We start from the raw sequence: 23,346 nt of genomic DNA, 5'->3' as shown, positions 1-23,346 counted from the left end.
TCAGGCGCTCTCCGGCGCGGCTTGCACGGAGGCGTCGGTCTTTCCGATGCGCGCCGCCGGCCATAGCGCCGCGATGGCGATGACGCCCAGCAAAACAAAGGCTTCGGTGTAGCTTAGCATGGATGCGACATGCCGCCCATCACCCGCCTCGCTCCCCCACTCCAGCATGACCGCCAGGATATTAATGCCCATGGCGCCGCCAAATTGTCTGGCGAAGTTAATCATTCCCGATGCTTGCCCTAACTGCGCATCGCTGACTTCCACCAAACCGCCGGTGCTGAGCGCCGGCATCATCAACGCAAGCCCTACGCGCCCTACCAACACCAGTGAAGCCAGATAGAAAAATGACGGCGCAAGTCCGATAAATACCCACAGCAAACTGGCTCCGGCAAACAATACAAGCCCCGCGATCACCAGGCGATGAGGAGCGCCTTTATCCGCCGCCCGTCCGCTGAAGGGAAACAGTATGCCCAACGCAATGCCGGCCGGCGCCATCATCATCCCCGCCTCTGTCGCGCTATAGTTCATCGCAGTCTGAACAAAAAGAGGAATGATGTAGGTAGAGCCGAACAAAGCCATGCCCAGTCCCAACGCCACCAGAAAAGCGCTGCGAAAACTGGGGACGCGCAACAACGCAAGCTCCAACAGAGGACTTCGGCTATGTCTCTGCCGCCGCACGAACAAGATGAGCGAGGACACCGCCAGCAAGGCTCCCATCGCCTGCCAGAGCGGTTGCACGACGCCATGCTGCAACCGGGTCAATCCATCCAGCGCGCATCCGATAAACAAGCAGAGATAAAAGAAACTGGTCCAATCGAAACCATGCTGCTCAACTTCCGGCTCTCTATGAGGCATATAACGCAGCGCCATCAGAAAACCGGCCATGGTAATAGGCAGCGGCGCAAAGAAGATATAACGCCAGTCGAGCTGGTCCACGATGACGCCGCCCAACACCGGCCCCAGAGCTGGAGCCAGAATCACGCCCATCCCGTAAATGCCGATAGCTCGCCCTCGCTCATTACGGGGGAAAACCCTGAACAACACATGCATCGCAATCGGCTGCAACATGCCGGCGGCGGCGCCCTGCAGCACCCGCGCCAGGATCACAGACTCCGCATTCAGTCCCAGGCCTCCCAGTATAGAAGCGCCAGCGAACAGCAGCATGGCGAATCCCAACGCGTGACGCAGACCAAAGCGTTGCGTCAACCAGGCGGTGGTCAACATGGTTGTGGTCATGGCGGCGAGAAAGCCGGTGGAAAGCCAGTGGGCGACGCCCTGACCTATGGAAAAGTGGTTCATGATGTCCGGCAAGGCCACATTGACGATAGTCGACGTCAATACGGCGGAGACCGTCCCCATCATGACGGTGAGCATGGCCAGCCAGCGATAGGCGGGCCCATGGCGATCAAAGAGAGCCTGCAACAACGTATCAGACATGTAAATGCTCCGTAATCAGTCTTCGGAATCCCCTTGCAAGCGTCATGAATGCGCCATCCAATCGCCAATGCAGAGCATTGGAGGAGGCGTCGGTCAGTTTATTTCCGATGCGTTCTTTTCAATCCGCGCAAAAACCTGCAGGCACAGTTCTAGATCCTGTGGCGAAACGCCAGCAAGCATCTCGCTCCGCAATGCGGCGGCGCGTTCATTCACTGTTTCCAGATAGCTTTCCGCGGCGGCAGTCAGGCGAATGCGTTTGGCGCGTCCGTCCTGTCCACATTCAGTGCGAGTTACCAGCCCAGACTCTTCCAGGCCGTGCAGCAGTCGCACCAGCGTCGGCGATTCAATGGATAGAGCGTTCGCCAGCTCTTTCTGGGTCAGGTCGCCGCCCAGCCTTTGCAGATAAAGCAGCGTCACCCAGCGGGATTGAGTCAGCCCCAAATCACTGAGCCGATCATCCAGCAGTTTGCGCCAGCGCCGGTTCAGGCGCGCCAATGTGAAGGAAAATAACTCGCTCATGCTATTCCGTTCGTTAGAGGATTCAAATTAATTAGCTAGCTAACTATTAGTATAAAACAGGAACTTTAATAAGCCATGCGTATTAGCCGAGAAATTTTCTCGTGGGCGAATCGTGAACGGACGTCCTATAAATAACCCAACGGCAATTCCGTATTATCCACCACTCTGCGCAGCACGAAGCTGGAGTGCACCCCACTCACCCCGGGGATACGGGTGATCTTGTTCAAAAGGAACACTTGATACGCATCCATGTCCGGCACCACCACCTTCAGCATGTAGTCCGCCTCCTGCCCGGTTATCAAATAGCATTCCTGAACTTCCGGAGACTCTTTAACCTGATTTTCAAACTCTTCAAAGCGTTCCGGCGTATGGCGATCCATGCTGATCTGGATAATCACCGTCAGAGACAGCCCCAGCTTCTTACGCTCCAACAATGTCACCCGCCGCAGAATAATGCCCGCCTCCTCCAACGCACGCACGCGACGCAGACAGGGCGACGGCGATAACCCCACTTTTTCCGCCAATTCCTGGTTGGATAACCCGCCATCCTTTTGCAAACATTCCAAGATTTTGCGATCAATTCGATCGATTTTGACAAGCTTCTCTTTCATTTGGATATTTTATTTCACGAAAATGTTTATTCTTAAAATTATCTATCATTTTTCATTAAAATCAAATCAACAACGCAAACTCATTGCGCGCCATTCTCGGTATTATTGCTTTCCTGACTGCACGTCTCTTTAAGGCGCATCCACCTTACTACGAGACGTCAGCCAGCCTGGCTCACAAGGCGGGGCGGCTTAACGAGCCACAAGCTCAAGCGAAGCAGAGCCATTGTGCTCAAGACCTAAATGGATGCGGGAAACACTAACGCCCGCTCAATTCGAACAGGAAGACTTACGAGGCTGATTTCCATGGCTTTCGACCACCGCAAATATCGTCCATTCACTCCTATCCGTAAGGCGGACCGCCGCTGGCCGGATCAGGTTATCGAACAAGCGCCCATCTGGTGCGCAGTCGACCTGCGCGACGGCAACCAGGCTTTGATCAAGCCAATGAACGTCAGTCAGAAGCAGCGACTGTTCGACCTTCTGGTGAAATGTGGGTTTAAGGAAATCGAAATCGGCTTCCCCGCTGCCAGCCAGCCTGACTTTGACTTCTGCCGCAAACTGATTGAAGAAAATCGTATTCCGGACGATGTCACTATCCAAGTGCTGACACAGGCGCGCCCTGAGCTGATCGCACGTACTTATGAAGCGCTGCAGGGCGCCAAACAAGCGATCGTTCACGTTTATAACTCCACCTCCACCGTACAGCGCGAACAGGTATTCGGGCTGGATCGCGAAGGCATCAAAGCCATTGCAGTACGCGGAGCCCAGGAAGTGCTGGCGCACGCTGAAAAGCATCCGGAAACCCAGTGGAGTTTTGAATACTCTCCGGAAAGTTTTACTGGTACGGAACTGGATTTCGCCGTCGAGGTAGTAAATGCCGTGAACGCCGTATGGCGCCCGGAAAACGGCCGCAAGGTCATCATCAACCTCCCCGCGACGGTTGAGATGGCGACACCTAACGTATTCGCCGACCAGATCGAATGGATGTGCGATAACATCCATCAACGGGAACACGTTATTGTCAGCGTGCATACTCACAATGACCGTGGCTGCGGCGTAGCGGCTGCGGAACTGGCGGTGATGGCGGGCGCAGACAGAGTCGAAGGAACTCTGTTAGGCAACGGCGAGCGTACCGGCAACATGGATTTAGTCACGATGGCCATGAATCTGTACTCCCAGGGCATTGATCCCATGCTGGATCTGTCCGACATGTCCGAGATTATCGATACCGTCGAGGCTTGCACTGAGATCAGTACGCACCCACGCCATCCTTATGCTGGCGACTTGGTCTTCACCGCGTTCTCTGGTAGCCATCAAGACGCAATTCGCAAGTGTCTGCACAAACGCAAAGAGGGCGACGTCTGGAATGTAGCGTACCTGCCTATAGATCCTTTCGACCTGGGCAGACGCTACGAAGAAGTGGTTCGCATCAACAGCCAGTCCGGCAAAGGCGGCGTCGCTCACGTACTGGAGCGCGATTACAACATCAGCCTGCCACGCTGGCTGCAAATCGAATTCGCCAAAGTCGTACAGCATGAAGCAGAGTCGGAAGGCGGCGAAATTGACTCCCGCACCATCCATCGTTTGTTTGAGGAGCGCTATTTGAGCACACCCAAAGGATGGCGGTTACGCACTTACGATATGCATAGAACTGACGAAGCCGTGCAGGTACAGATTGAATTCGGCGACGACGCCATCATCTCCGGTATCCGCGGCCAAGGTCACGGCGGCGTGGAGGCGGTGGCCGCCGCACTGGAAAGTCGCTACCGCATCAGCATCGCTGTAGAGGCTTACGATGAATTCGCGCTTGGCGAAGGCACCGACGCCAACGCCCTCGCCTGCATCAAGGTAATGATCAACGGCGCGCCTTTCAGCGCCGCTGCGTTGGCGGAAGACACCACCACCGCCACTCTGCAGGCGTTGTTGTCGACGGTGGGCAGACACGCCCAGATCACTGCCGACAACGGCCAAAGGGAAGCCGTCTAACGCTATACCCCATTGGGTCCTGCATCAGGGCCCTTTTTTTTAGCTCTCTGACACCCCGCCCTCATCACAACCTCTCATGCCTGTCTTCTGATATTGCTGGCATCTGATATGGCTGGCATCTGATATGGCTAGAAGCTGTCGACAGTCGCAGATCATTTACGGAAAATGTCCGCTTCAGAATAAATAATCAGGTGAGTCCATCAATGAAATACGTCACCAACGTCCGTTTACGCGGCCAGGACGGTTTATACGCCATTCAGATTAGCCAGGGCGAAATCAGCGCCATACTGCCCATGGCGGAGCTTCCGCATTCAGACGTGGAAATTTTATTGGACGCCGGCGAGCGTCTTGTCAGCGCGCCTTTTGTAGAGCCACACATACATCTGGACGCGACAGGCACAGCAGGCGAGCCTAGCTGGAACATGAGCGGCACATTGTTTGAAGGCATAGAACGCTGGTCTGAGCGCAAGGCTATGGTGACCCATGAGGACGTTAAGCAACGCACTCGTCGCACTCTGAAAATGTTGACTCAATATGGTGTGCAGGCGGTACGCTCGCATGTGGATGTCACCGACCCAACGCTGACGGCGCTGGAAGCCCTGCTTGATATAAAGCAGGAAGTGGCGCCTTGGATTGAGCTGCAACTGGTGGCGTTTCCACAGGAAGGCATTCTTTCCTACCCCAATGGCGTTCAATTGATGGAAAAGGCCGTAGAAATGGGCGTCGATGTCGTCGGCGGCATTCCCCATTTCGAGTTCACCCGCGACTATGGCGTGGAGTCGGTCAAAATCCTTATGAATCTGGCGCAAAAATACGACCGTCTTGTCGATGTACACTGCGACGAAATAGACGACCCAGGCTCCAGGTTCCTGGAGGTGCTGGCGGCGGAAGCATTGAAACGCGATTTGGGTCACAGGGTAACCGCCAGCCACACCACGGCGATGCACTCCTACGATAACGCCTATTGCAGTCGCTTGTTCCGCCTGCTGAAAATGTCACAGATAAACTTTGTATCCTGCCCGACAGAAAGCATCCATTTACAAGGCAGGTTCGACAACTTCCCTAAACGTCGTGGCGTCACCCGGGTGAAAGAGCTGTTGGAAGCTGGCCTCAATGTCGGCCTCGGTCAAGACTCCATACAGGACCCATGGTACTCCCTCGGCAACGGCAATCTGCTGCGCACTTTGGACTTCGCGTTGCACATATGCCACATGATGGGCTATGACGACTATCGCAATGCACTGGACCTGATCAGTCATAACAGCGCCAAAGTGCTGAACATTCAAGACCGTTACGGCGTAGAAGTCGGTAAACCCGCCAACTTCATCCTACTGGACGGACCTGACGACTACGAAGTCTTGCGCCGCCAAAGCGCGGTGACAGCTTCCATTCGCGCTGGCGACATCATCATGCAACAAACACCGGCTGTGGTGACGCAAAATATTCAGCTTTAGGCCGTTTACATCCAAGGGACGCTGACAACGTCCCCTGGGCATCAGCCCTTGCCGGCTATCGCCCGCACTTTGCCGCTGTCTTTGACCTTAGCGCCCTCTTTAGTCTCTTCCTCTGCGCTGGGAGCAGATTCCGGCGACTCTTCAAACAATACATCAACCTTGCCTTTGAACGCAGTTGCGAATGCTTCCTTGTGATTGGCGACCAGCATACCGATTTCTTCCGCCAAACCTTCATTCAAAGAAGTCAGGCGTTGCGCCAGGAAATGAGACACGCCCTCGGCGAGCTCAAGCTTTTTATCATGATCATCAGCTTCTTTCTTGGATTTAAACATCTGTTGTGATGGGTCTCTGTCACTCATATACAGGGTCACTACGGCCATTTTGTCGCCTCCTAAAATTAGCCTCTGTATATTCATACAGTTTTAAGATCAGGTCAAGAGCGTCACACAAGATTCATCCAGACACAGTAACCATATGAAAATAAAGGCGCAATGAGTGGATTTTTACCGCAAACACAAGAAATAACCAAATGGTAATAGTCCGAATATATGATTGCGCCTCGTCACGCAAGGCATTTAGGATATTCGTCAGTTTGACGTTCGGATTAAGCGGCATTCCCGCTCATCAGCATTAGGGAATGCGAAGTTTAATCCAGGTATCTGGCAGTGCAGGGAGGACAGAAAGATGCTTATGTTAAAAAACAGGCTTGCAGCCAATGCGTATCAGCCTGACATCATTGCGTATAAAGAATCCAAAGCCGCCAACGCCTCCCATGGCGGTGAAAAATATCCATTCTTGAACGCACTCCCCTATCCCGCCGCCGTGCATTCTCGCCAGGGCGAATTCATCGCTTGCAACACCCTGTTTTTACGTGAGTTTAGTAGCGGCAGAAAAACGCAGTCTCGCCTGATGTCTCATCGCGACTCATTCCTGCAACTGTTTCAGCCCGTTGAATCCCAAAATGCGCACCTGAAAGGCGACTCATTTTCACTGCAAACGCAATACCCCGAAAATGGCGCTTTTTATACGCTAAATAGCGCACCGTTTCATGATGCCGATGGCGTTAGTTTGTTGTTATCTGTGCAGAAAGTGGAAGGACCTTCACTACTGCTGCTACGACCTGAAGACATGCACTCCCAGTTGCAGCAAGCTTCCAAAAGTATGTCTATCGGCGAGATGGCGACGGCCTTGACTCATGAGCTGAACCAACCCATCGGCGCCATTCTCAATTACCTTAACGCCGCCAAGCTACTGCTTGAAAGGCATACCGGCGTCGATAAGCCGGAAGAAGCTGTGCAGCTAGCGATTCGACAGGCTCATCAGGCGGCGGCGGTCGTTGCTCGCATACGTAAATTCGTAACATCGCGAGAGCCGCGCGCAGATGATGTATCACTGCGCCAGCTGGCCAACGGCGTGCTGGAGCTCCTTCAACTCGAAACCCATAGACGCCAGATGAAAACCCGTTTATTGATAGCGGCGGACATGCCCAATGTCTGTGTGGATAGAATCATGATCGAGCAAACCTTGGGGAATTTGATTCGCAACGCTATGGACGCCATGCGCGACACGCCAATCCAAGAGCGTGAGCTCATTGTTGACGCCCAAGTCATTTCCGAAGACTGGGCCAAAGTCAGCGTAACAGACAGAGGTTGCGGGATCCCCCAGTATCTTCGCAGTCGTCTGTTCACTCCCTTTTTCACCACCAAGCCTGACGGTATGGGTGCGGGTCTCGCTATCAGTAAGTCCTTTATCGAGCTCCATCGTGGAATCCTGGGATTCAAGGACAACCCTGACGGCGGCTCTGTATTCTCTTTCACAGTGCCGCTAGCCACAACTGCAACGCCTACACGCCCTCCTGACTAAGTGATTGCAAGCCGCCAGAAACGCGGCCCTCCAAATTATTTTTGTGGATACATCGTTTCGAAGAGACAAGCATGAACGCAGCACAAATTTTATTAGTAGACGATAACGAAGATTTTCGCCGCTCCACCGTCTGGATGCTGGAGGCGGCCGGCTTACAAGTAGAAGACTTCAATCGAGCCACAGGCTTGCTGGCGCGACTCCAACAACTGGAAGACGCAGGCGTTCCATTAAGCGACAAATGTGTTGTGACCGATCTGCGCATGCCTGACATGAACGGGCTGGAGCTAATGGAAGAATTACGCTCGCGTCGTCTTTCCATTCCCGTCGTTCTAATCACCGGACACGCGGACGTCACTCTAGCCGTCAGCGCCATGCGTATGGGCGCAGCGAACTTCCTGGAAAAGCCTTTTGAAAACTCCATTCTGGTGGAAACCGTGAAAAGCGCCATTTCAGAGCCCGGATCCGCCCTGCGCAACCCACAGGCGGCCAAGGAAAAGCTGGGGCGCTTATCTCCCCGGGAACGCCAAGTGCTGACCCATGTCTGCGCCGGAAAGCTGAATAAGACCATCGCGGATATCCTTGGCATTAGCGTGAAAACCGTCGAGCTGCATCGCGCCAACCTGGCGAACAAACTGGGCGCCCGTAACGTACAGGACTTGGTCAGGCTATCTCTGGGCTACGAGTAAAAGAACAGAAGGCTGTGCATCCCTGCACGGCGAAGTTACTTACGAGCGACTAAGCCACCTTCAGCGGAAATCGTAACCAGCTCAGGGTGAATTTTGCGCGCTTTGAGATCACGTTTAACATAGTCTTTGACCTCATCCAGCTTCCAGCCGGGTGTTCCTGCTTTGGCTTGCTGATAGTCGTTGGCGGCGAATGCGGAATACCAGTACAGCGTCTCCGCCGTAATTTGCTTATCCCGATCTGATAGTCCGGCAAGAGAAGGATTTGTCGCAATCACCTGACGAAATTGCTTCCATACCGCTCGATCTTCAGCATCATTGGTTTCCTTATCATTGAGAATGCTAAAGGATGTGGTGACCCAGGCCGCCATGGCCAAAGCTAAATCATTAGCCTGATAACCGTCTTTCTTCACCGCATCGCCCATCAACTGCATAATATCGATTCCGGCGAATGCCGCACGCAGTTCAGCCTCTTTATCGGCGGGAACCTTTTTCAACATTTCCGCGATCATTTTTTCTTTGATCTCAGCACTGACGTCTTTTGATGGAGTGAAGAAAGCGCCCTTTTCAGGTACAACCCCATTATCGCCGCCAGCGGCTGAAGCAGTATTGTCAGTCTCACTCAGCGCCATTTCGAACGCAGAGTTCATCGAACCGGCAATATCGTCCAATGCATCGCTGGACGCCTTGGCGGTATGCCCCCAAAAACACAACATCGGCAAAAAAATGGAATATAGAATTCCAGGAACTCTCATTTAAAGTCTCCTCGTTTGGCTGACGCAAACCCGGCGAAATTTGCAATAGAAACGCAGCGACAGCAAAGACAGCTCACCTCAATTGCATTCGCCGACACGCCAAAGCTTTGATGCGAGCCATTACGGTAAACGATTTAATCAAAAGGAAAACACCTGGGAGAAACCCTAGCTTATCTATCGCCCTTCAATTGGTTAGTTTTACCAGTCCACTACTTGATGATGCTCTCGTCATATTCAATGACTTCGACAAGAATTAACATCAGGAGCCGCGCCAAATCTGCTCCTTTTTCGATGTTGCTTTGCGTGCTTCTATTTCTGAGCAGCCTGCCTGGCGCGTCTGCTTTTGCGTCAACACCCCCTAGCGTGGAAACCGTTATGACGCTTTACACCCCTGTGCTAACTATGGACATCCTGCGCCGCCTTTGCGGCGTCAAGGCCAGCTCGTCGGATTACCAATCCTGGCGTACGCGAAATCAGGCGGACCTGATTGAAGCGTCCGTAGGCAGCCTGAAACGACGCACTCCGGCCATCGGCAATAGTCTGTTGCAGGTAGAGGAGAAACTACGCGTAAAGCTGAATGAGCATCAAGACTTACTCTGTAAGACATACTCAGACGTGCTTGAAGACGATCGTTTCAATCCAATGCGAACGCACCCTGAACTGTACGCGGCCATTACAGAGGAGTCCCACAATCAAAGGACGACAGATTCACCCGGATATAATCAAACAAGGCAGCAAAAGTCTGCGCATCCCATCCTGCTATCACAAAGCGCTTTGTCCTGCGTCTCTACTAACGCCGGCCCTGAAAGCAGTGTCATAGAAAAAATCTTCGCCGCCCGTGAGCACCGCTATAACGGCAGCATGATGCTGATCCACTTTCAGCCTTATACATTGTTTAGAAACGGTGAGCTGTATCGGGGCATGGACGCGGCGATCGCAGATCTCGACATTACCGCCTGCAAACAAGCCCGGAGAGAGGATTGGGGCCATTGGCGGGCGCAAGGGACGGGATATCAGTTTCAACTGGGGAACGGAAAGCCCCGGGAGATCAAGGCGGAAGCCATTTATCCCGTCTTCCCCGCCGACGCTGGCGAAACGCTGGAAGGAACCTGGAAAATGTTGGGGACATTTGGCGCGCAGAGCGTAAGCGGACTTAGTAGCCAGGTGTTCGTCGCCAGGGACATCACCCTCCATCGCAATGGACGCTTCGAACTCAATAAATCCGCTGGCGGCGTCAGCCAGACAATGGTCGCCAAAAGCGACTCGCAGCATTCCGGCGCTTATCGCCTGACGGAATACCAAGCTGTATTCAGCTTCGACGACGGCCATACAGAACGGATGGGATTCTTCTTTTTCCCGAACAACAACCAGAAAGACACCGCCATGTTCAATCTGGGCGGAATCAGTTATACGCAAAAAGATGAATGATGAAAAAGCGGAAATGCTTAAACCACTGAACAGCTCAAGTTCAACTGGGGATTTCCCTAGTTGGCGCATTCAGGGTTTATGTGTGAAATACCCCGCAACGGGCGTCAACCGGACAAACTGTCCTGACATCCGCTAAAGCCACATCACGTTAGGTCATATAACCCTAGCGTTTTGGGGGCGGTCTCCACCGCCCTACTTTTCAATCTGAAACTACTTAATTCAGCCGACGTGGATCAGACGTGCTCGGCGCAAACCAACTCTGCAAGCTGCTCCCATAAAATCCGAACTTCTTCCTGCTTCGACTCCAGTTCGGCTTTATCTTTCTCCAAATCGGGAGAATACTTGCTCATATCCAAGGTCAATTGATATATCTCGTCGATCAGAGCGGACGTTTCCTGGCGCATGGTTTCCTCGCTGACGAAGTGATTTCGCCGCCAATTGTAGGGAAGGATGGTAAAGGTAACAATCCCATACTTATGGGAAAATTTGATCCCCGACAGGTATTCGCCAGCCCTCTCTATGCATAGTGGTTTACGCAACGCCGTCATACATGGCGATTAGCCTGAATATGCTAAACAAGCGATCGATGAAAAAATTATTCGCTTTGTCTCGGCGCTATTATTGACCTCTATGCATTGAATGATTAAGGCGATACTGTGAACGGACTTCATACTCCTCAACGCCCAACAACCGCTCCTGGCGAGACCATTTCAGGCCTCCTGCATGTGACGCCGCCGGATTGCTGGCACGCATCGCCGGCCGATAAAACGCTGGCCGCCATGAAGTCCAATGTGGACGGCCTTAGCGCCAGCGAGGCGGAAGAGCGATTGCGTCGTCATGGCGAAAACATCATCGCGGAACAGTCAGGGGAAGGCGCCTGGAAAAGGCTGTTGCGCCAGTTCAACAACCCACTCATTTACGTCCTGTTGCTGTCCGCCGCCATTACCTTGATTATGCGCCATTGGCTGGACGCCAGTGTGATATTGATGGTCGTGGTCATAAATGGCCTTATCGGCTATCTGCAAGAGGGTCGCGCCGAGAAAGCGTTACAAGCCATCAGGCGCATGGTGACATTCACCGTCAGCGTACGCCGGGATGGGCGTCTGCAATCTCTCCCGGCCAGCGTCCTGGTTCCTGGCGACATCGTACTGCTGCAAGCTGGCGACCGCGCTCCCGCCGATATGCGTCTCATTCAAACCAGCGATCTGCATATCAGTGAAGCCGTGCTGACAGGCGAGTCGGAAGCGGTCAGCAAGCAAATACAGCCTACTTCGCCAGACACTGAACTGGCCGGGCGCACCTGCATGGCGTACGCGGGCTCCCTGGTGACTCGCGGCCAGGGACATGGTGTTGTAGTCGCCACGGGAGAAAACACAGAATTCGGTAAAATCAGCGCACTGCTGCGTCAAGTCAACACAATAGAAACGCCTTTGCTGAAGCAAATGGCGGAATTCAGCGCAAAATTATCCTGGTGGATTCTTCTGCTTTCCGTGCTCTGTTTCGTGACAGGATACTGGCTAAGAGACTACAGCGCCGCGGATATGTTCCTGGCGGCGGTAGGGCTGGCGGTCGCAGCCATTCCAGAAGGATTGCCCGCAATACTCACCATCACACTGGCTCTCGGCGTCCAGATGATGGCGAAACGCAACGCAATCGTACGCCGCATGCCTGCGGTGGAGACACTGGGGGCCGTCACCGTTATCTGCACTGATAAGACTGGCACTCTCACCAAAAACGAAATGACGGTAGTCAGTCTTGATGTCGGCGAAAACAGCATGGAGGTTTCCGGAGCCGGTTACGATCCACATGGGGAAATCACCTTTGATGAACGCCTAATCAGCGCGCAGAGTCACCCTGAACTGGCGCGCCTGAGCCTGACGGCATTGCTCTGTAACGACGCAGACATTCTTAAGCATGACGATATCTGGACGCCTCAGGGAGACCCCACTGAAGCGGCTCTGGTGACCTTCGCCGCCAAGGCGGGCTGGGACGGCGAGCAAGCCCGCAAAGACCATCCCAGACTGGACGTTCTGCCGTTTAGCGCAGACAACCTCTTCATGGCGACGCTGCATCATGATAGCGCCGGAAACCACTTTATTTGTATTAAAGGCGCCCCAGAAAGAGTTCTACAACTTTGTTCGAAAACGCTGTCAGAACAAGAAACTCTGCGTTGGAGCGAACGCTTCAATCAGCGTGCGGCGAAGGGACAACGCCTGCTGGCCTTTGCTTACATCGCTGCGCCCAATGCAATGTCAGCCCTGCCTTCCCAACTGCCGCTGGAGGACATTCAGTTTCTCGGCGCTGTCGCTATGATTGATCCTCCCCGGGAGGAAACCGCTCCTGCGCTGGCGAAAACCCTGCAGGCGGGCATAGTAGTGAAAATGATCACTGGCGATAACCCCAAAACCGCGCAGGCCATCGCTGAATCCATCCACCTTCCAGTCGGCGATGGCGTCGTCACTGGCGCAGACATCGACAACATGGATGACGACGCGTTGAAGGCGGTGGCGCTGCGTTGCAACATCTTCGCCCGCACCACGCCACTCCACAAATTACGGCTGGTGGAAGCACTGCAACAGTCGGGAGAAATCGTCGCCATGACCGGCGACGGCGTCAACGACGCGCCTGCGCTGAAGCGGGCGGGCATCGGCGTCGCCATGGGACGCCAGGGAACTGAAGTCGCCAAGGAAGCCGCTCAGATTATTCTGCTTGACGACAACTTCTCCACAATCACCGCCGCCGTAGAGGAAGGTCGCCGCATCTTCGACAACTTCAAAAAAGCAATTGTCTTTGTGCTCCCTACCAGTTGTGGCGAGGCCTTGATGATACTCGCCGCCGTCGTGCTCGGCGTCGCCATGCCGATTACGCCAGTGCAGATTCTCTGGATCAACATGATCACTGCTGTGACTCTGGCGCTGGCGCTGTCTTTCGAGCCGGCGGAGCAGAATATCATGGCGCGCCCTCCTCGACGGCCCGGCGAGTCGCTGCTTGACCCACTGCTGTTATGGCGGGTGCTCAGTGTTTCATTGATTATGGTGTTAGGGTCTTTCGGGCTGTTTGGATGGACGCAATCCACCGGCGCCTCGCTGGAGCACGCCCGTACGGTGGCGGTGAATACGCTGGTGATGTTTGAGATTTTTTACCTTTTCAATACACGCATGCTCATGGAAAGCATCAAGTCCTGGCGCCAGCTAATCAGCAACCGTATGGCGCTCTATTCCGTCGCCGTCCTGCTTCTTTTCCAACAGCTTTTCACCTATGCGCCGCCAATGCAGCGCCTCTTCGGTTCCACCGCTTTATCGTTGTCGGACTGGCTCGCCATCGCCCTCGTGGGCTCCAGCGTCTTCATCATCATCGAGATAGAGAAATTTGTTATGAGCGTCGTTAAAGGTCAAAAAAACAGCGATTAGTCCTGGAATTAGGTTGAATATTCAAATATTTCCCATAATAGTTGCAGGACATTATCAGGTTATTTCTTGTGCTGAACGATAGAGAAATATCCTGTCGCGAAACGGATTCCGGATGCATCCATTGCCTGCCGGTTTCAACGAAAAATATATAACGCTTGGCTTATCACACTGGAGTAACACAATGGCAAAAAAAGAGAAGGGCATCGTCAAAAAGAACATTGAGAAGTTAGGAGATGTAGTTTCCAAAGAACTGCATAAAGCCACCGAACAGATACAGGCGATTCTTGCGGATTTCTATAAGCAAGCGGAAGAAATTCAAAAGCAAATTAAAGAGCCGGTAATGAAACTGATTAAAGAACTGGAAGAGCTGCGCGAAAAAGAGCTCAAGAAAATCCAGGCTGAATATCAGAAAGTGGTCAATGAAATAAATGCGCTACAGGAGCAGTTCATGGATCGTTTAGGACTGGCCTCGCTAAAGAAACCTGCGCCGGTTGCGGCACTGACGGCAAAAGCGCCAGCGAAAACGTCCACCGCGAAAAAAGCGTCTACAACCAAGTCCGCCACCCGAAAGCCAGCGGCGAAAAAGACGCCCGCCAGCAAACCGGCGGCTGCCAAAACCGCCGCCAAGAAAACGGGTTCCACGACTTCGGCGGCCACAGCTAAAAAGCCAGCCGCCAAGAAAACGCCCGCCAAAAGTGCTGCGCGTAAGTCGCCAGCGACCAAATCCAGCACGGCGAAAACCAGTACAAGTAAACCGGCTAAAGCCGCTGCGCCCAAAAAACCCAGCAGCGCCAAAACACCCCGCGCCCCTCGGGCGAAAAAAGCGGAGACTCCCGCCATACCCAACACGGCGCCAGAAGAGACCAAATAACGTTCAGCTTTCTTCAGTGACGGCGCACCTGCGCCGTCCTTTCATATCACGCAAAGTTTAAGCGGCCAAACTCCACGCTACACTTGGCTTACAGCCTGATCAACAGCTTTCAACAACATCTTTTTAACGCCATTTTCATCTTTGACGGTTAGGTTAAGGGTTATCTTTTCGCGCCATCATCAGGGCTCAATATGACAATCTATCATGAGCCAATTGCAGGTCAAAAATCCTACTTATACGATACAGAAGCCTGTTCTTTTTGAATTTTTCTTAATTCAATCTGCATAGGCCAACAAAAAAAATAGTAAAAGCTGACGCGAGGTAGAATAAGTATGAGAACCGCAAAGCTGTATGCAAAAGTGTTAACCGGGCTGTGTCTCACAGCCGGCCTCGCCCACGCGGGAGACACTATTAAATCTTACACCAGCACTTTGTACGAATTAGATAACAGCGACGCCAGGGGCAAACGTATCCGGCTCGTTTACACCGTGCAAAACGCCTGGAACCAGTCTCACTATCCTGAAGGGATCAAGGAAGTAAAACTGGTGCTCAACGGAGGCTCGGGGTTCGATATGACCAACGTGCCTTCCCGTCAAACTCTGTATGAGTCAGGAACCAGCGCGGACTACCGTTATACGGTGCCGACTGCGTTCCAGCTAAAAGTGGGATATCAGGACGGCTCCAGACTGCGCCACCTGAGTCACGCTCCCTCCAACACCATCTCCAGCGCTCAGGTGAGCGAATCAACGGACTTCAACCTGGGCTTTACGCTCAACGAGGAATCGCCAAGCATTAATGGCGGCGTCTCCTGGAGCACACGGATTACCTACAATCAGGAAGAGTTCAAGACAGTGACGGATTTTGACCAGGGCACAGAAGGCGTTACCTGGAATATCGTCAACCAGACCATCAAGCATCGCACGCCGCCAAAGGATAACCTGCTTTATGCATGGACTTATCTCTTCTGGGGCTGCGGCATCAACAACCTCATCCCGACCAGCGAATTGCCGACAGTGATGACTTCGGACTTCAAACCGGAAGCGGTGGTGCTGTACCGCAAGTATGATTTGAATGACGGCGTCGATTACACGCGCTTGAAGCTGGAAGCGAACTGGCAGAAGACTCATTACCACTTCGCTCGCGACTGGTGCTCTTTCCATTCCAATTTCAGCTGGAAGGGCTACAACGACTACAGCGAGTGGACCAAAGCCAATCGCGTCGTGTCTATCTCATGGAAGGACAGCCTGTACCACTAACGGACCCCATCAGGCTGACGGCTCCCCGACGGGGAGCCACTTCCGGCGGACATGACAAGTAGAAGGTGATCATTATGTCAGTTAAAAAAATCGTTTTATGGGGCGCGCCCCTGTGTCTGGCGGCAGGCGTCTTTCTCTACCACACAAACGGCGACGACGCTGACGCGAAGCTCGCATCGCAATCCACTGCAATGGAAATTCCGGCGGAAAATCAGGAGGCGACGCTGACGGGCGTTTCTCCCGAATTTATGGAGGAGACCGCGTCACAGATGGCGGCCGAAACCGCTCCCGAAGTGGAAGAGCCGGTTCAGGACACCGGACCATGGGTATCGCAGGCCTCCACATCGCTTAGCGCAGAGCTGTATGACTTTATCGAAACGGAAGGGTTACGTTACGTCGACACCAGTAATTTCCCATTTGATCCGCAGACAGAAAGGCTGTTGCAGAAGCTTTCCCAGTCCGGCGAAATCCTTCTTTTCGACAACACTGAAGCCGAGCGGCTTGGCGGGCTCACGGAGAAGCCGTCGGATATTATCGCCGATTACTATGGCGCAGCGACTGAGGGCGACGCCATCATCGCCACCAGTGTGACCAGCGCAGACGGCAGCGTACACTTCATGGTGTTGCCGGTGCTCAAGAAAGGCGAGGACAGCTCACTGTCCGAGGATGTCAAACTGGCGGTGGCGCTATTGAAGCAAGAAAAAGAAAGTAAAGAGACCCTATAACGACAAACCCGGCTGCGGCGACAGCGCCACAGCCGGGTCTGAACTTTTATAGATAAACCTCTTCGTCCGCCTGTCTGTCAGGCGGAATCGGTTCGGATCAATGCCGCGCAGGTCTCTGCGCTACACTTTGACTGGAATGCAGCGCCTTGATCAAATCCGCCTCAGCCCTGGTCAGGCCGCAGGCTTTCACCAAATCCTCTACTTCCGCGCCCAACGCCAACAAACGGGCCGCTTCATTGTAAGACACCTTTTGCACATCCATCGTTTGCAGTTCTTTCTGCTTGAGTTCAGCGGCTTTCAGACGCTGATCAATGGAAACCACCTTCCGGCCCACGCCAATGCCGCTGTCGGAGAGCATATTGAGCTTATCCCGCATCTGCCCGACTTCGATTTCCAGACGTACAATGCGCTTGGCCTGCATCCGACAGATTGTGAAGCAGGCAATCGCGACAATCAGCCCGAAACACAGGGACACAAGCAACTCCCAACTCATAAATTGCGGATTCATAACTTATCCTCCCGCGCCAGCTTATTGGGTGAGACTGATCACAAGGACGCCACCTCGGACCACTCTTCTTCTGACATCATTTTTTCGAATTCAACCAGAATAATCAGTTCTCCATTCTTGTTGCACACGCCTTGAATGAATTTGGCGCTTTCCTCGTTGCCGACATTTGGAGCGGTTTCCATTTCCGACTGCCGCAGATAAACCACTTCCGCCACAGAATCCACCAGAATGCCCACGACTTGATTATCCACCTCAATCACCACAATCCGGGTGTGATCGCTAACCTCCGCTTCCGACAAGCCAAACCGCTTGCGGGTGTCGATGACTGTGACGACATTGCCGCGCAGATTAATAATGCCGAGAACGTAGTCCGGCGCGCCAGGCACCGGGGCGATTTCCGTATAGCGCAACACCTCCTGGATCTGCATAACATTGATGCCGTAAGTTTCATGATCCAACTTGAAGGTCACGTATTGCAGAATCGGATCTTCTGAACTTTGGCCCTGCCCTGAATAGGATGCCATAGCGTTTAACCTCTTTCTCCCGACGCTGAGCGTCAAATTTCTAGCGTTTGTACTTAATTAATATAGAACAACGCAGGATCTATGCCAGCGGATTTTGCCAACCACCCCGGTCTGTCGCCGGTTCTGCGTCAGCCCTTTTTACCGGCTTTGGCGGATGACTGATTCAATTGTTGCTCCAACCCATCCACATCCAGCAGCGCGCACATATGCGTCACCACCGTACCGGCCAGCCATGGTCGCTTGGAGCGCTCGCTGCGCCAACGCACCTGATCCGGCTCCAGAGTAAACGCCTCCGCAATGAAATCGCAGCCGAGTCCCCACTCAGAATCATGTAATCGAATGATGTAACGGATATTTTCCCGATATTGCGCCTTGTAGCGATCAGGCATGACCCATTGCGCCGTATCCACAACTCTCACATTCATTCCCGCCACAGGAATCAGCCCGACAAACCAGGAAGGCATGCCGAACAGCGGCGTGGTTTCATGATCCATCGCATGTACGCCGCCAAGAGAAATCAACGGCACCGCCAGTTTCAGGCCCGCCACATTAAACAGAAGGCATTCGAAACGCTCCTGCGCCCACACCGGCCTGCCGTTAGCGGCCCAGCCATCCGGCGCGCCGCCGAAGCCCGCCTCAACGTCAACCTCTTCCTGCTGCGTCACTTCCGGCTCCGCCATCGGCGCGTCACGTTCTTGACGCCTTGCTTCAAGTTTTTGACGCGCCAGCGACTGCAGCTCCTGCTCTTCTTCTTTCGGCTCAGAGACACGCCACTGCTTTAACTTTTCCCGCAGCGCCGCGCTTCGTTCCGCCACCGACGGTTTTTTCTCCGTCTCCGTCGGCGCTGGCGGCGGAGGGGCCACTTTGGGCATCGGCATCACCAGCCTGGGCGGTTCCTGCAGCGCCAGACGCGCCTGCTCAGCCTGCCGGGCGAGCATACGTTGGCGCGCAAGCGTCATGCGACCCTGCTCCAGTAACGCTTCCGCCGCAGAGTGCGTCGATGCGCTTTCTTTCTCCGCCGAATTCATGTCCACCTCCTTCCCTGGCGGAACCGCTTTGTGACGCGGCGCGGCTATGGCGCGTTCGTTCGCAGGCGTCTCCGGTTGCGGTTTCGTTGGATGCGGTTTGATAGGTTGTGACAGAGTCTGCGGTGGGTCATTCGCTGTGGACGAGGCTTGCTCACGTTCACCCGCCAGACTTGAGGCCTCTGTGACGTCAGCCTCTTTTGCAGACGCTGGTGCGGCGCCGGACTTGTCCTGCTGCGCCGAAGAATCAGCGCCAGAAGGCTCATCGTCCGTCTCCGGCGCAGGCGCGCGCAGCAGGTCGTCAATATAATCGAGGACTGCCTTATCGTAGTTATCAGGATCGGCGAACTGCTTATCTGCCATTACTAAACAAATATCCTTTAATGCCTGCGGCGACCTCCGCCGCCCTTACGTTACGCCGCTCCGCCCGCCTGGGCTTGAGACGGCGGATTGAACCCCACGTTGGCTTCCAACAGGTCATGCAACAGTTTTTCGTAGCCGCGCACACCATGGGTGGCGGCGTCATACACGGAAGGAATCACGCCCGCCCGGCTGGCGTCGCGGAATTTGGTGTCCACTGGAATCGCATAGCGCCATACCACGTCGCCATACTGATGCCGCAGAGTGCGAAAGGTCTGCACTGACGCATGAGTACGACGGTCGAACATCGTGGGTATGACGGTATAGGAAAGCGGATTCTTTTGGCTCTTCATTACCATGCCAAGGGTATGCAGCATGCGCTCCAGACCCTTTAACGCCAGAAATTCAGTCTGCACCGGTATCAGAATATGCTGGCAGGCCGCCAGCGCATTGATGAGCAGTACGCCGAGCACCGGCGTGTTATCCAGAAAAGCGTAATCGAAATCGTCCCACAGATGCGCCAGGGACTTGGAAATGATCAACCCCATGCCTTCCACGCCCACCATTTTCCGCTCCAGTGTGGCCTGCGCCGTGGACGCCGGCAGCAGTTTAAGATTGGGATGGCTGGTGTCGCGGATCAGGGTGCGCGGTAGATCCGCCGGCACTTTGCCCTCATGCATGAATAAGTCGTATACGCTGCCGCGGATACTGTCCGGATCATATTTGAAATAAGACGTCAGCGAGCCGTGCGGATCCAAGTCCAGCAACAGCACCCGCTTGCCTTGTTGCGCCAGAATCCCGCCGAGGGCGACGGCGGTGGTGGTTTTACCCACGCCTCCTTTTTGATTCGCGACGGTCCAGATTCGCACGGTTGATACTCCCCGCGTTGATGTTCAGACAGATGACGACAACTCGTCACCGTGTTTCCGCTACGCGCTTTCGCCACGTCGCAACAGAGTTCCTAATGACAGTATAGAAGCTCACAGTGACGGGTATTAATGACAATCCCGATGTGGAATGACGGCAAGCCTGCGCCGCAATCCGCCTTTCCTTGTTTCGCCATGGAGAGATTGCATGATATATGCCAATGCTAGGATCTCATGGCCTGTTTCAGCAGGATAAATAGTCAATTGGCGGGAAAGTGGCGCGTCAGGCCTGACCCGGTCAGCGCCGCATGGTGAGACGAACTTTAGCGTCCTTGGCCACCAACAAAACCACCCGACGGTTTCTTTGCCGCCCCTCCGACGTATCGTTACGGGCGACCGGCTGATATTCGCCGTATCCCACCGCCGCCAAACGCCGGGGATCAACGCCGCCGATAATCAACAAGCGCGCTACCGCCGCTGAACGCGCGGAGGACAGTTCCCAGTTGGAGGGATACACCGAGCTACGAATGGGCACGTTGTCGGTGAAGCCTTCCACCAAGATGGCGTTGGGATAGTCCTTGAGAATACCGGCGATGCCGTCGATCAGATTGAACGCAGCGTCCACCGGCACGGCGTCGCCACTGTTGAACAGTAAATTGTTGCGCAAGGACAACTCGATCCAGTTGTCGTTTTCGTTAATCGACACCATGCCTTGCCCAATCAACCCTTTTAACCGGTAGTTAAAGCGATTGGCGATTTCCTGCAAGCGCTCTCCGGCCTGCTCTTCCGTCGTCTCGCCAGGCTGGCTTTCCGGACTGTCGAAAGGTTGTATCGCAGGCGAATCGCTTTGTGGAGGCGCCGCGGTCTGTTGTCCAACCTGAATGGGATTGACACTGCGCTGCGTGGCGTTGAAAACCCCTTCCAGCGTTTCAGACAGGACTTTGTATTTGCCTTCGTTGACGGAGGAAACTGAGTACATCACCACGAAAAATGCGAACAGCAACGTAATGAAGTCCGCATAGGACACCAGCCAGCGTTCGTGGTTATGGGATTCTTCTCGGTTGCGGCGGCGCTTTCTCATGGCTGGCGACTCCCGCTTATCGGCATGGAGGGGTAGTAACTGGCGTCATTGCAGAAACCCTTTCAGCTTCAATTCTATCGCTTTGGGATTCTCCCCTTCAGCAATGCCGACGATGCCCTCAATCATCATTTCCCGCAACAGCGATTGCTCGTGAACAATGCCTTTCAGTTTATTGGCGATGGGAAAGTAGAACAGGTTAGCCAGCGCGACCCCGTAGATAGTGGCGACAAACGCCGTAGCGATGCCAGGACCCAGCATGGAGGGATCCTCCAAATGGCTCATAACCTGAATCAACCCAAGTACAGCGCCCAGAATCCCCAAGGTGGGCGCGTAACCGCCCATGGCTTCATATACTTTACTGGCGTCCAGCTCCCGCAGCTCGCGACTGTTAAGCTCCAGCTCCATAATGTTGCGGATGGATTCCGGCTCCGCGCCGTCCACCAGCAGTTGCAGCCCTTTGCGGGAAAAGGGATCGCGTTCTTTTTCCGCCACGGACTCCAACCCCAGCAAGCCTTCCTTACGAGCCACCATACTCCAGGAAATCACTTTCTGAATGCCGTCTTCAAAACTGATATAGGGAGGGAGGAAGACCCAGATGAACTGCTTGAAGGAGCGCTTCAACACTTTGCCGGAATGTTGCAGCACGATAGCGCCGAATGTGCCACCCACGACAATGAGGGCTGCGGGCAGATTCAGTAAGGAGGAAACATCGCCGCCTTCGATCATGTTGCCGCCGATGATCGCCACCAGGGCGATCAGGACGCCCACGATGCTGAGTAAGTCCATTATCCGACACCGTCAATCAACCGCGGCGCAAATTCATCCAAGGCTAAAACTTCATCCGACAGACCGGCGGTGGCCACCGCCATCGGCATACCATAAATCACACTGGTCGCCTCATCCTGGGACCAGACCACAGAACCACTCTCTTTCAGCATGCGGCAGCCTTCGCGGCCATCCGCCCCCATACCGGTCAGGATGACGCCCAATACTTTGCCGGGAAACATCTTGGCGCAGGAGCCAAAAGTAACGTCCACGCAGGGTTTGTAGTGGAGTCGCTCGTCGCCGTCGAGAATCTTGACCCGCGCCTGGGCGCCAACGCGCTCAATCAGCGTCTGTTTACCGCCGGGCGCAATGTAGGCCCATCCAGGCTTGAGAATCTCACCGTTCTCCGCCTGTTTGACGGACAGTTGCGACAGACGATTCAGACGTTCGGCAAACGCCGGCGTAAAGGAGGCCGGCATATGCTGCACCAGCACCAGTGGCGCAGGGAACGCGCCTGGTAAGCGGGTGAGAATTTTTTGCAGCGCCACTGGACCGCCGGTGGAAGTGCCAATCAGCACCACTTTATAGTCCTGACGCGGCGTGCGCCGGGATTTCGCCGCCTTCACTTCCGGTTTTGGCTCTACCTTCGGCTCCGGTTTGGCTGGCGGCGCCTTGGCGCGCGCCTCTGCAGCGCGCGGCGTGGGCGCGGCGGGCTTGGACGGCTCGCGTACAGGCGTCGGGGGCGCGGGTTTGGCCAGTTCCGACGCCGGAGCGGAGGCCCCGGACATACGATATTTGGCGCGTGAAACTTCTTTAATACGATCGTGCAGCAGGCGCTTGATCTTGGAGGCGTCGCCGGACATCGCCTCGAAGCTCTTCGGCAGAAAATCCACCGCGCCCGCTTCCAGAGCGTCAAAGGTCACTCGGGCGCCTTCGTAGGTAAGAGAAGAAAACATCAACACCGGCGTGGGCTGAACCCGCATGATTTCCTTGACCGCGGTAATGCCGTCCATGACCGGCATCTCATAGTCCATGGTGATGACGTCGGGTTTCAGTTTTAGCGCCATCTCCACGCCTTCGCGGCCATTGCTGGCCGTGCCGACGACATCGACATCGCTTATGGAGTTCAGGATCTCGCAAAGGCGACGTCTGAAAAATCCCGAATCATCTACTACCAGGACCTTTAAGGCCATTCATCGGTCTCCCGTTTTTGGAAATC

The 23,346-nt window shown here is 54.3% G+C and carries 22 protein-coding genes; 9 read left to right on the top strand and 13 right to left on the bottom strand.

Annotated features, from left to right (window positions below; all coding sequences use genetic code 11):
* The 3 genes from O5O45_RS02185 to O5O45_RS02175 all read right to left on the bottom strand — a co-directional run bounded on the left by O5O45_RS02185 (position 1) and on the right by O5O45_RS02175 (position 2,567).
* On the bottom strand, positions 1-1,437 hold the full coding sequence (locus O5O45_RS02185) for a DHA2 family efflux MFS transporter permease subunit (RefSeq protein ID WP_305903660.1): 1,437 nt from the start codon (positions 1,435-1,437) through the stop codon (positions 1-3).
* 93 nt (positions 1,438-1,530) lie between these two features.
* Entirely contained in the window at positions 1,531-1,956 is a 426-nt protein-coding gene (gene slyA, locus O5O45_RS02180) for a transcriptional regulator SlyA (protein WP_305903659.1), read from the bottom strand.
* Positions 1,957-2,081: 125 nt separating this feature from the next.
* Complete coding sequence (locus tag O5O45_RS02175; RefSeq protein WP_011398889.1) at positions 2,082-2,567, bottom strand: Lrp/AsnC family transcriptional regulator; 486 nt, start codon at positions 2,565-2,567, stop codon at positions 2,082-2,084.
* Between the two features lie 303 nt (positions 2,568-2,870).
* Here O5O45_RS02175 and leuA point away from each other — a divergent pair, with 303 nt between their 5' ends.
* On the top strand, positions 2,871-4,553 hold the full coding sequence (gene leuA / locus O5O45_RS02170) for a 2-isopropylmalate synthase (protein ID WP_305903658.1): 1,683 nt from the start codon (positions 2,871-2,873) through the stop codon (positions 4,551-4,553).
* Positions 4,554-4,756: 203 nt separating this feature from the next.
* Positions 4,757-6,007, top strand: coding sequence for a cytosine deaminase (gene codA / locus O5O45_RS02165; protein ID WP_305903657.1), 1,251 nt, complete (start codon positions 4,757-4,759; stop codon positions 6,005-6,007).
* A gap of 41 nt (positions 6,008-6,048) precedes the next feature.
* Here codA and O5O45_RS02160 read toward each other — a convergent pair whose 3' ends face one another.
* Positions 6,049-6,387, bottom strand: coding sequence for a YebG family protein (locus tag O5O45_RS02160; RefSeq protein ID WP_305903656.1), 339 nt, complete (start codon positions 6,385-6,387; stop codon positions 6,049-6,051).
* A gap of 304 nt (positions 6,388-6,691) precedes the next feature.
* Between O5O45_RS02160 and O5O45_RS02155 the strand changes: the two genes are divergently transcribed.
* Together O5O45_RS02155 and O5O45_RS02150 are read left to right on the top strand one after the other, a co-directional pair.
* Positions 6,692-7,870, top strand: a complete 1,179-nt coding sequence (locus O5O45_RS02155; protein ID WP_305903655.1) for a sensor histidine kinase — start codon at positions 6,692-6,694, stop codon at positions 7,868-7,870.
* Between the two features lie 71 nt (positions 7,871-7,941).
* The gene (locus tag O5O45_RS02150) at positions 7,942-8,556 is read left to right on the top strand and encodes a response regulator transcription factor (protein WP_305903654.1); all 615 of its coding nucleotides are present in this window, start codon (positions 7,942-7,944) and stop codon (positions 8,554-8,556) included.
* A 35-nt stretch (positions 8,557-8,591) separates the two neighbouring features.
* Here the strand turns inward: O5O45_RS02150 and O5O45_RS02145 are convergent, their stop codons facing one another.
* On the bottom strand, positions 8,592-9,224 hold the full coding sequence (locus O5O45_RS02145) for a DUF6683 family protein (RefSeq protein WP_305903653.1): 633 nt from the start codon (positions 9,222-9,224) through the stop codon (positions 8,592-8,594).
* 459 nt (positions 9,225-9,683) lie between these two features.
* On the opposite strand from O5O45_RS02145, the gene O5O45_RS02140 reads away from it, so the two are divergent.
* Positions 9,684-10,736, top strand: a complete 1,053-nt coding sequence (locus tag O5O45_RS02140) for a hypothetical protein (protein ID WP_305903652.1) — start codon at positions 9,684-9,686, stop codon at positions 10,734-10,736.
* 233 nt (positions 10,737-10,969) lie between these two features.
* On the opposite strand, the gene O5O45_RS02135 is transcribed toward O5O45_RS02140, so the two are convergent.
* The gene (locus O5O45_RS02135; protein WP_305903651.1) at positions 10,970-11,284 is read right to left on the bottom strand and encodes a hypothetical protein; all 315 of its coding nucleotides are present in this window, start codon (positions 11,282-11,284) and stop codon (positions 10,970-10,972) included.
* Positions 11,285-11,392: 108 nt separating this feature from the next.
* On the opposite strand from O5O45_RS02135, the gene O5O45_RS02130 reads away from it, so the two are divergent.
* The 4 genes from O5O45_RS02130 to O5O45_RS02115 all read left to right on the top strand — a co-directional run bounded on the left by O5O45_RS02130 (position 11,393) and on the right by O5O45_RS02115 (position 16,998).
* A complete protein-coding gene (locus tag O5O45_RS02130; RefSeq protein ID WP_305903650.1) occupies positions 11,393-14,146 on the top strand; it encodes a cation-translocating P-type ATPase in 2,754 nt (917 codons plus the stop codon).
* A 181-nt stretch (positions 14,147-14,327) separates the two neighbouring features.
* A complete protein-coding gene (locus O5O45_RS02125; RefSeq protein ID WP_305903649.1) occupies positions 14,328-15,017 on the top strand; it encodes a hypothetical protein in 690 nt (229 codons plus the stop codon).
* Positions 15,018-15,349: 332 nt separating this feature from the next.
* Positions 15,350-16,273, top strand: a complete 924-nt coding sequence (locus O5O45_RS02120; RefSeq protein ID WP_305903648.1) for a leukocidin family pore-forming toxin — start codon at positions 15,350-15,352, stop codon at positions 16,271-16,273.
* Between the two features lie 74 nt (positions 16,274-16,347).
* Positions 16,348-16,998 (top strand): hypothetical protein, encoded by a 651-nt coding sequence (locus O5O45_RS02115; RefSeq protein ID WP_305903647.1) that lies wholly within the window; start codon positions 16,348-16,350, stop codon positions 16,996-16,998.
* A 97-nt stretch (positions 16,999-17,095) separates the two neighbouring features.
* On the opposite strand, the gene O5O45_RS02110 is transcribed toward O5O45_RS02115, so the two are convergent.
* The 7 genes from O5O45_RS02110 to O5O45_RS02080 all read right to left on the bottom strand — a co-directional run bounded on the left by O5O45_RS02110 (position 17,096) and on the right by O5O45_RS02080 (position 23,320).
* Positions 17,096-17,506: a DUF2802 domain-containing protein gene (locus O5O45_RS02110; RefSeq protein ID WP_305903646.1), complete on the bottom strand. Its 411-nt coding sequence runs from the start codon at positions 17,504-17,506 to the stop codon at positions 17,096-17,098.
* Positions 17,507-17,544: 38 nt separating this feature from the next.
* On the bottom strand, positions 17,545-18,030 hold the full coding sequence (locus O5O45_RS02105; RefSeq protein WP_011398905.1) for a chemotaxis protein CheW: 486 nt from the start codon (positions 18,028-18,030) through the stop codon (positions 17,545-17,547).
* A gap of 128 nt (positions 18,031-18,158) precedes the next feature.
* On the bottom strand, positions 18,159-19,418 hold the full coding sequence (locus O5O45_RS02100) for a chemotaxis protein CheW (protein WP_305903645.1): 1,260 nt from the start codon (positions 19,416-19,418) through the stop codon (positions 18,159-18,161).
* A gap of 50 nt (positions 19,419-19,468) precedes the next feature.
* Positions 19,469-20,284 carry a ParA family protein gene (locus O5O45_RS02095; RefSeq protein WP_305903644.1) on the bottom strand — a complete coding sequence of 272 codons (816 nt, stop codon included), beginning with the start codon at positions 20,282-20,284 and terminating at the stop codon, positions 19,469-19,471.
* A gap of 295 nt (positions 20,285-20,579) precedes the next feature.
* Positions 20,580-21,362, bottom strand: coding sequence for a flagellar motor protein MotD (gene motD, locus O5O45_RS02090; protein WP_305903643.1), 783 nt, complete (start codon positions 21,360-21,362; stop codon positions 20,580-20,582).
* A gap of 45 nt (positions 21,363-21,407) precedes the next feature.
* Positions 21,408-22,148, bottom strand: a complete 741-nt coding sequence (locus O5O45_RS02085) for a flagellar motor protein (protein ID WP_305903642.1) — start codon at positions 22,146-22,148, stop codon at positions 21,408-21,410.
* Positions 22,148-23,320, bottom strand: coding sequence for a protein-glutamate methylesterase/protein-glutamine glutaminase (locus O5O45_RS02080; protein WP_305903641.1), 1,173 nt, complete (start codon positions 23,318-23,320; stop codon positions 22,148-22,150). Before O5O45_RS02080 ends, O5O45_RS02085 begins: the two co-directional genes overlap by 1 nt.
* Positions 23,321-23,346: the final 26 nt, after the last annotated feature.

Origin of the sequence: Hahella sp. HNIBRBA332 (assembly GCF_030719035.1) — a bacterium.
Taxonomy (GTDB): domain Bacteria; phylum Pseudomonadota; class Gammaproteobacteria; order Pseudomonadales; family Oleiphilaceae; genus Hahella.
The sequence above is the reverse complement of the archived record's forward strand: the minus strand, read 5'-3'. Positions and strand labels throughout refer to the sequence as shown.

Excerpts from the sequence above, each read along its gene's own strand:
- O5O45_RS02100 (WP_305903645.1), bottom strand. The coding sequence starts at position 19,418 with ATGGCAGATAAGCAGTTCGCCGATCCTGATAACTACGATAAGGCAGTC.
- O5O45_RS02150 (WP_305903654.1), top strand. The coding sequence starts at position 7,942 with ATGAACGCAGCACAAATTTTATTAGTAGACGATAACGAAGATTTTCGC.
- O5O45_RS02155 (WP_305903655.1), top strand. The coding sequence starts at position 6,692 with ATGCTTATGTTAAAAAACAGGCTTGCAGCCAATGCGTATCAGCCTGAC.
- O5O45_RS02125 (WP_305903649.1), top strand. The coding sequence starts at position 14,328 with ATGGCAAAAAAAGAGAAGGGCATCGTCAAAAAGAACATTGAGAAGTTA.
- O5O45_RS02115 (WP_305903647.1), top strand. The coding sequence starts at position 16,348 with ATGTCAGTTAAAAAAATCGTTTTATGGGGCGCGCCCCTGTGTCTGGCG.
- O5O45_RS02105 (WP_011398905.1), bottom strand. The coding sequence starts at position 18,030 with ATGGCATCCTATTCAGGGCAGGGCCAAAGTTCAGAAGATCCGATTCTG.
- O5O45_RS02085 (WP_305903642.1), bottom strand. The coding sequence starts at position 22,148 with ATGGACTTACTCAGCATCGTGGGCGTCCTGATCGCCCTGGTGGCGATC.
- O5O45_RS02135 (WP_305903651.1), bottom strand. The coding sequence starts at position 11,284 with ATGACGGCGTTGCGTAAACCACTATGCATAGAGAGGGCTGGCGAATAC.
- leuA (WP_305903658.1), top strand. The coding sequence starts at position 2,871 with ATGGCTTTCGACCACCGCAAATATCGTCCATTCACTCCTATCCGTAAG.
- O5O45_RS02110 (WP_305903646.1), bottom strand. The coding sequence starts at position 17,506 with ATGAATCCGCAATTTATGAGTTGGGAGTTGCTTGTGTCCCTGTGTTTC.
- O5O45_RS02160 (WP_305903656.1), bottom strand. The coding sequence starts at position 6,387 with ATGGCCGTAGTGACCCTGTATATGAGTGACAGAGACCCATCACAACAG.
- codA (WP_305903657.1), top strand. The coding sequence starts at position 4,757 with ATGAAATACGTCACCAACGTCCGTTTACGCGGCCAGGACGGTTTATAC.
- O5O45_RS02120 (WP_305903648.1), top strand. The coding sequence starts at position 15,350 with ATGAGAACCGCAAAGCTGTATGCAAAAGTGTTAACCGGGCTGTGTCTC.
- slyA (WP_305903659.1), bottom strand. The coding sequence starts at position 1,956 with ATGAGCGAGTTATTTTCCTTCACATTGGCGCGCCTGAACCGGCGCTGG.
- O5O45_RS02080 (WP_305903641.1), bottom strand. The coding sequence starts at position 23,320 with ATGGCCTTAAAGGTCCTGGTAGTAGATGATTCGGGATTTTTCAGACGT.
- O5O45_RS02175 (WP_011398889.1), bottom strand. The coding sequence starts at position 2,567 with ATGAAAGAGAAGCTTGTCAAAATCGATCGAATTGATCGCAAAATCTTG.
- O5O45_RS02140 (WP_305903652.1), top strand. The coding sequence starts at position 9,684 with ATGACGCTTTACACCCCTGTGCTAACTATGGACATCCTGCGCCGCCTT.
- motD (WP_305903643.1), bottom strand. The coding sequence starts at position 21,362 with ATGAGAAAGCGCCGCCGCAACCGAGAAGAATCCCATAACCACGAACGC.
- O5O45_RS02185 (WP_305903660.1), bottom strand. The coding sequence starts at position 1,437 with ATGTCTGATACGTTGTTGCAGGCTCTCTTTGATCGCCATGGGCCCGCC.